Origin of the sequence: uncultured Fretibacterium sp., assembly GCF_963544685.1 — a bacterium.
Classification (GTDB): Bacteria; Synergistota; Synergistia; order Synergistales; family Aminobacteriaceae; genus CAJPSE01.
The window spans coordinates 1-6249 of sequence record NZ_CAUUGJ010000124.1 but is presented as its reverse complement, the minus strand read 5'-3'; the positions used below and the strand labels follow the sequence as shown (position 1 = coordinate 6249).

8 protein-coding genes and 1 tRNA gene are annotated in these 6249 nt (G+C 61.7%); all 9 read right to left on the bottom strand.

All coding sequences use genetic code 11. The annotated features are described in order from the left end of the window. A partial coding sequence (locus tag ABLA28_RS09945) for a PEP/pyruvate-binding domain-containing protein (RefSeq protein ID WP_347713531.1) occupies nt 1-423 on the bottom strand: 423 nt, incomplete at its 3' end. A gap of 13 nt (nt 424-436) precedes the next feature. After that, nucleotides 437-1294 (bottom strand): phosphatase PAP2 family protein, encoded by an 858-nt coding sequence (locus ABLA28_RS09940; protein ID WP_347713530.1) that lies wholly within the window; start codon nt 1292-1294, stop codon nt 437-439. Further along, nucleotides 1260-2474 carry a 1-acyl-sn-glycerol-3-phosphate acyltransferase gene (locus ABLA28_RS09935; RefSeq protein ID WP_347713529.1) on the bottom strand — a complete coding sequence of 405 codons (1215 nt, stop codon included), beginning with the start codon at nt 2472-2474 and terminating at the stop codon, nt 1260-1262. The genes ABLA28_RS09940 and ABLA28_RS09935 overlap by 35 nt, the downstream gene beginning before the upstream one ends. Before the next feature lie 697 nt (nt 2475-3171). Beyond that, nucleotides 3172-4212, bottom strand: coding sequence for an ankyrin repeat domain-containing protein (locus ABLA28_RS09930; RefSeq protein ID WP_347713528.1), 1041 nt, complete (start codon nt 4210-4212; stop codon nt 3172-3174). Between the two features lie 317 nt (nt 4213-4529). Next, nucleotides 4530-4604 (bottom strand) — tRNA-Thr (locus ABLA28_RS09925). A 95-nt stretch (nt 4605-4699) separates the two neighbouring features. Next, nucleotides 4700-5092, bottom strand: coding sequence for a D-Ala-D-Ala carboxypeptidase family metallohydrolase (locus tag ABLA28_RS09920; RefSeq protein ID WP_347713527.1), 393 nt, complete (start codon nt 5090-5092; stop codon nt 4700-4702). A gap of 4 nt (nt 5093-5096) precedes the next feature. Beyond that, a complete protein-coding gene (locus ABLA28_RS09915) occupies nt 5097-5282 on the bottom strand; it encodes a YvrJ family protein (RefSeq protein ID WP_314718656.1) in 186 nt (61 codons plus the stop codon). 83 nt (nt 5283-5365) lie between these two features. Next, nucleotides 5366-5578, bottom strand: a complete 213-nt coding sequence (locus ABLA28_RS09910) for a DUF2922 domain-containing protein (RefSeq protein WP_347713526.1) — start codon at nt 5576-5578, stop codon at nt 5366-5368. Between the two features lie 89 nt (nt 5579-5667). Further along, the gene (locus tag ABLA28_RS09905; RefSeq protein WP_347713525.1) at nt 5668-5895 is read right to left on the bottom strand and encodes a DUF1659 domain-containing protein; all 228 of its coding nucleotides are present in this window, start codon (nt 5893-5895) and stop codon (nt 5668-5670) included. Nucleotides 5896-6249: the final 354 nt, after the last annotated feature.

The following is a 6249-nucleotide window of genomic DNA, read 5'->3' as shown; positions in this document are numbered from 1 at the left end:
GTCCAGGATCTCCTCCGCGCCGACGCAGTTCAGATAGGTGTCGTGCTGCCCGGCAAAGGCAGCTCCCGCGAGGTCCTCGAGCGTGGAGGAAGAGCGCACGGAGTACGCGCCGGGCTCCATGCCGGCCAGGGCCTCCCGCACCTCGGCGGCCAGCCCCTCCGGCAGGAGGACGCCCTTCATCCGCTCCCGCAGCGCCGCAGCGGCGGGCACAAGCCTGTCGGGACTGTCGAAGGGCAGGGCCTCCACGGCCTCCCAGGCCCCGGGGACCGACGCGAAAAACTCCGCGTATCCCTGTGGCGTGACGATAAAGCCCGGCGGGACCGGGAATCCGGCGCGGAAAAGTTTGGAGAGGCTGGAACCCTTGCCCCCGCTTCGGGGGAGCAGCTCCGCCTCGGGGTCGCTGAACTTCAGGACATAGGACATGGAAGGACCTCCCTTACCGTTCGGCACGGAGCGCCCGGGCTTCGCGGCGCTCGATGAGCAGTCCCAGCGCCGCCAGCACGAAGCCCGCCAGGACGTCCGCCCCATAATGATAGCGCATATAAATCGTGGAGAACCCTATTCCGACGCAGGGGATCAGGAACAGCCAAAACCGCTTCCGCCGCCACGCCCAGTCCGAGAAGAGCATGTAGGCGCTCACCGCGCAGTGCAGGCTGGGGAACACGTCCGTGCCATTCGTCCCATAGGGATAGCAGGCGGCCAGGAAGTCCGTCATCCAGTACCCCTCCAGGGGCACGGAGAACTCCCCGGCGAAGGCGAGGTAGGGGCCCAGCGCCGGGACCAGGGTGTAGCCGATGTAGCCGATTCCGTATACGGAGAACATCCCCGCGTAGAAGGCCCGGGCCAGGGGAAGATCGGAAAACAGATAGTCCAGGATGCAGACGGCCAGATAGACCATGAAGAGCATGTAGCAAAAGCTGAGGAACTCCGTGAGAACCGGCTGAATCATGGGCTCCAGCCAGACGGAGAGGCTGCCGCCGAACAGCCGGCGGTCCAGCTCCCAAAGGAGGGCGTCCTTCCTGCCCTCGTTGATGAGGGGGGACACCCAGCGCATGTGGGGGAAAAGGGCGTCCATCAGGATGGGGTAGATCGCCAGGCGCAGGCGCCACCTGCAGGAGGTCTCGCGCCCCCGGGTGAGGAGGACGCCGCCCGCCATCAGCGCCGCGGACCCCATATAGACGAGCGTGTGGGGCGAGAAGGGGCCGACGGTCCACAGGAGACGAAGGAGCGTGAGCAGGATAAAGGCCCCGAAAAACCGTTCATGGATCCGTGTACTGCGCCATAACTGCATCATGCAGCGCCTCCTCGAGCGGCCTCACCCGGGGCATCGTATCCCGGCGGAAGCGGAAGTTCCACAGGCGCGTCCCGGACCTCCGCATGATGTCCAGCAGCCTGCAGCCAAGAAGCGTAACGATGACGTGCGCCGCCACGGCCCAGGGGGCCCCGGCGAGGAGCAATACCCCCCACAGCAGGGGCGCGGCGACGAGGAGGACGGTCAGGCCGGCCAGGGCCTTCCAGAGCAGGACCACGTTGGGCCCATCCGGCATGTGCCGCCCAGCCCACCATCCGGCAAGGACGGCGGGGGCGTTCAGCGCCGCAGCGGCCGCGACACAGGCGCCGGACGCCAGAAACGTCAGCACATCGGGCACAATGCCTCGCTTCGGGAACAGCGCGGCGCCCCGCCACGTCCTGCACCCCCGGGCCGCCTCCCGGTACTGCCGACAGAGCTCCGCGCCGGACACGAGGGCATCGCGGCTCCCCTTGCCGCCGCACCCGCCGCAGCGATACCGGGGCCCCTCATCCAACCCCGCAAGAAAGCGCCGGGCGCAGCTCAGCCCCCGGGCGGGAGGCAGGGGCAGCAGGGCGGACAGCGCCTCCGCCTCCTCCTGCGGCCGCTCCGACGCGAAGTCGGGGTCCAGCGCCTCGAGGGCCTCCGTCATGGCCGCGTGAATCCCGTCGACCCCACCCTTCGCCGCGTCCTCCAGGTCCAGGGGCGGCCCGGTCAGGACCTCCGCCTCCCCGCCCCAGAGCTGCGGCGAACCGTAGCGGACCGTGACGGGGACGACCCGCAGATCCGGGCGGCTTCGAAGCGCCATGGCCGCGATGAACGCCGCGCCCTTCTGAAACGGAAGGTGCGCCGGCCCCAGGGTGCTGGTCCCCTCGGGGAAGACGAAGAGGTCCCCGCCCTCCGCAAGCCGCGAGACGGCCCGGGTCAGGCCCTTGCGATTCGAGGCGGCCGCCCCGCCGTCACCTGGGCGCGTCACCTCGATCCCGGAGAAGAACAGCCGGGAGATGGGGTTCTTCACCAGGTTGGCCGCAATGAGGAACTCCGCCCGGCCCCGGAGCGCAATGTCGTAAACCCAGCCATCCACCGCCCCGTCCCGGTGAAAGCCAACGTAAAGGACGGGCCCGCGCTCCACGGACGCCGGACCGTATATCCGCCTGAAGAGCAGCGCCCTCACCGCAAGCATCATCAGCCGATGCAGATACCCCATGACGTTTGGCCGAGTAAACAGTCCCGACACTCCTTTCCGTAAATCGCCGCGCCCAGGAAGCGGGGCATACGATGCCGGCACCCGGCTTCTTTATCGACACGAACGGACTCACCCGCATGCTGTCCGACCAGGGGGCTCGACTTCCGAGGGGTTCGGAACGACGATGTTCCGCCGATTGCAGAACGTCTGAACGGCCATCCCGGAAAGCGCCTTGGCCTTCGCACCCCTAACGGGGCCTTTTTTTACCTGCTGCGTTTGCTTCGACATTTTAGCATTCAAAATCGATCATTAAGATTGATACAGAACACATAGACCAGAACATTGCCCAAATTAGTTGATCCACGGGCACCGGATAACATAAGAATACAAGGAGGCCAAAGAAAACGCCATACAGAGCACTTGCAACAAATTTCACACCTGAATACCAACAAGAAGGCAAAAAATAATAGCGAATAAAAGTAAATAGAATCCAGGAAACACTATAAAAAACAATGCCCATCCGAGCATAGGGTTCCATTGGAGCATGGTGCCCTATCCCTCGGCAAGATATGAATGAAGAGAACAACGTAATAAAATATCTTACAAACATTTCTTCAAAGGACAGCTCATCCAGGGATGTCCAGAAAATACGCCATAGGTTACCCCATTCTGAAGGGAATTCGATTGCTGCCCATCTTTAGAAAGGCCAATACCAGGGTTTCTTGTTCTTGCCCCCAACGCCTTTTAGATATTCCGAAACAGCCCTGTTGCCGATAGCCTCGGCCATGTCCAACGGCGTGCTCTTCTCCCCCTTACTGCTCAAGGCATTGACCTCTGCCCCTGCCTCGACCAGGGCTTTCGTCACCTTCAGGAAGTCGTTTCCGTCCCTTCCGGTACGTGTCAGCATCTCGCCGAAACTCTCCCATTCTCCCGAGGGCTTGCGGTTCATAAAAGTAATTCCCGTCGCCACGTGCAGAGGCGTTACGCCCTCCATGCGGACATTGGGATTCGCCCCACGTTCCAGCAGAGCGGTCACGACCCTCGGCAATCCCATGAGAGAGGCGAAGCAAAGAGGCGTCGCTCCCTCGTTGTTGGCAACATTGACGTCAGCTCCGGACTGAATCAACAGGAGCGCCGCCTCCTCATCGTCTCCCAACGCCGCCTGGTGAAGCGCCGTATTTCCCTCCTTGTCTCGGGTATTCAAATCCGCCCCTGCATGAATCAGAGCGCCGAACAGCCGCGGCATATCCTTCAAGTCCCCCTGGATTTTCCTGCGGATTTCCCTGTCGCTGTACAACAACCCTGCAATGTGCAGCGGCGTCGTTCCATCACGATTCCGGGCATTGACCAGGCTCATATCGTTCAACAGAAGAAGATTGACGATCTCTACCATCTTCCCCAGAGGACGGCCCTTCGCCGGGCCAATCATGGCATAGTGCAAAGCGGTCATGTCTCCAGCCCTGTGCCCGGGGTTGGCTGAGGCATCGAGCAGCAGCCGGACAATCTCGGGGTCCCCTCTTTTGACAGCCAAACAAAGCGGCGTCTCCCCGTAAGAATTCTCCTGCTCGATATCCTGTCCATTCCGAATCGCGACCTCGATCTCCGCAATGTCGCCGCTCTTGACCAAGGCAAAGAAGTCACCTTCAACAGCAGCGCCAAGGGCCGACGCCGTCAGGCCCGACCACAGGAAAAAAGACAGCGCAAAAAACAGGCTTCCCGCATAAATCGCTCTCTTCAAGCATTTCCCCCCCGTATTTTTGTTATATATCCCTTCCCGGTTCGAAAAAAATAAAAAAGCGCAAAGCAACTCTCTTTCCTCGATATCTCGATGCATCGAGGTGGGTCGCTTCGCGCTCGTCCGCAGGAATTCGTAGTTTGCCCAGGTCTGCGCGCCGCCGCGTCGCTCCCGATTGACATTCCGAGTTCCAACCTATTCCATTTTCCGAAAAAGAGATTTTATACCTTGTCCATTATAATTGAAACACAAAAGCGCGCAGGGACAGGCTGCAAAAGAAAAAGGGTTCGGGAGAAAATCTCCTGAACCCTTGGTATTTCTGGAGCCGGCGAACAGATTCGAACTGTTGACCTGCGCATTACGAGTGCGCTGCTCTACCCCTGAGCCACGCCGGCCCTTATGGCGTATGGAAGAAGCCTCCCATAACAGCGAAAAATTTTATCAGACTCCGCACCATTTGACAATACCCTTCCCCCCTGCCCGGCGAAACTCACAGCCCCCCGAGCCCCATAAAAATGCTCCCGCCCTCCCACAGGTTCTCCGACTCCGACACGGGCACGGCGATATGGACATAACGGCCGTGGACGATCAGCTCCCAGCCGGGAAGGGCGCACAGCCTCCGCGCCAGGTCGGAAAAACCGCCGTTCCCGGGCATCACAGGGGCCACGTCCGCCGCACAGCCCACCAGATGACGGCTTCGCGGCACGCCGCCGACCTCCCGGTTGTGAGCCGCACACCGATACCCCGAGTTGACGCGCAAGGGGCCGCCCCAGCCCCTCCGAAGAAGGTCCAGCCACAGCACCAGAAGCCGGGAGGCCCGCCCCTCGCCGCAGCAGGGGCAGAGGAACTCCTCGGGCGTAAAATACCCCACCTCGTAACGCACCTCGTTACCTCCCCTCCCCGGCGTCGGGCGACAGGGGGGAAAAACGGCAGTTCTGGCAGTGCCTCAGCCGATCGATCGCCTCCCTCAGCCCCCGGAGCTCCCGCTCCATCCGCAGCAGCAAAAACGCGGCCACGGCCACCGAAAAGCCGTTCTGGAGCACGGCCTGAACGAACGTCTCCATCCCATCCATCCTGCTCTCCTCACCTCCTCAAAAGTACAGGGGGGCCGGCGCCCCCCTGCCGTTCCGGCTCATCGCCGAGTCCTCCTCTCCGGCTACCCCAGGCTGATCGGGGTGCTGGTGCTGTCCAGGAACTCCGCCCCGACGATCCCCTTCGGTACATCCTCGTAGATGCTGCCGTCGGCCACGATCCCCTGCATCAGGGCCTTCACCTCGGCCCCCGTGGCGGAACTGCGCGCATAGGGAAACAGCATGGTGACCTTCTTCTCCCCAGCGCCCGAGAACACGAGCTTCAAACGCGTCGCCATAAAACACTCACCTCCTCTCCTCCGCATCGAACCGATTCCGACCGAACGGGCCCGGCCTCACCTCTTTCCGGGCCCCTTTCGCCCCTTCCCTACTGCTTCTCCAGCGTGCTGACCTCCGTCCGCTCCATCCGCACCACGGGATACTCCAGCACGGCCGCCAGCAGGTCCGCGACCCTCACGACCGCCTCGGCGTCCGCACCGGGCCTGACCTTGCCCAGGGAACATCCCTTGACGATCATCCTGCCCGTAGCCGCGTTGTTCCCCGCATTCAGCTTCAGCGAGACCCCGCTCCTGTACGCATTCTCGGCAACAGCCATCCTCTCACCTCCCTTCATCGGAATTTTTTCCGTCCTTCCGCCTCCCCACCCACCTTCCTCTTCCCCGCTCACCCCTCCTTAATCGTTATTGTGATATAAGTATATTCGATATTCGTATATTGTCAAGGGCCTTTTCAAAAATCGTCTTGAATACTTGGAGAACAGGCTTTTTCACCCTCTCCCAGGAGAACTTGTATATAATGGATTGATATATAAGCGGAGGGAGGGGTTGAAATGGCGACGGACGCCGAGGATGCGGGGATTTTTTTCGCCCCGTTCGGGCTTGGGGGACAGGGGCGAGAGCTGGTCCTGTCTCTTATACACATCTCCGAGCCCACGAGACGGAGCTACATC

Coding starts and splice junctions, on each gene's coding strand:
- ABLA28_RS09940 (WP_347713530.1), bottom strand. CDS start 1,294: ATGATGCAGTTATGGCGCAGTACACGGATCCATGAACGGTTTTTCGGG.
- ABLA28_RS09935 (WP_347713529.1), bottom strand. CDS start 2,474: ATGATGCTTGCGGTGAGGGCGCTGCTCTTCAGGCGGATATACGGTCCG.
- ABLA28_RS09915 (WP_314718656.1), bottom strand. CDS start 5,282: ATGGATGGGATGGAGACGTTCGTTCAGGCCGTGCTCCAGAACGGCTTT.
- ABLA28_RS09910 (WP_347713526.1), bottom strand. CDS start 5,578: ATGGCGACGCGTTTGAAGCTCGTGTTCTCGGGCGCTGGGGAGAAGAAG.
- ABLA28_RS09905 (WP_347713525.1), bottom strand. CDS start 5,895: ATGGCTGTTGCCGAGAATGCGTACAGGAGCGGGGTCTCGCTGAAGCTG.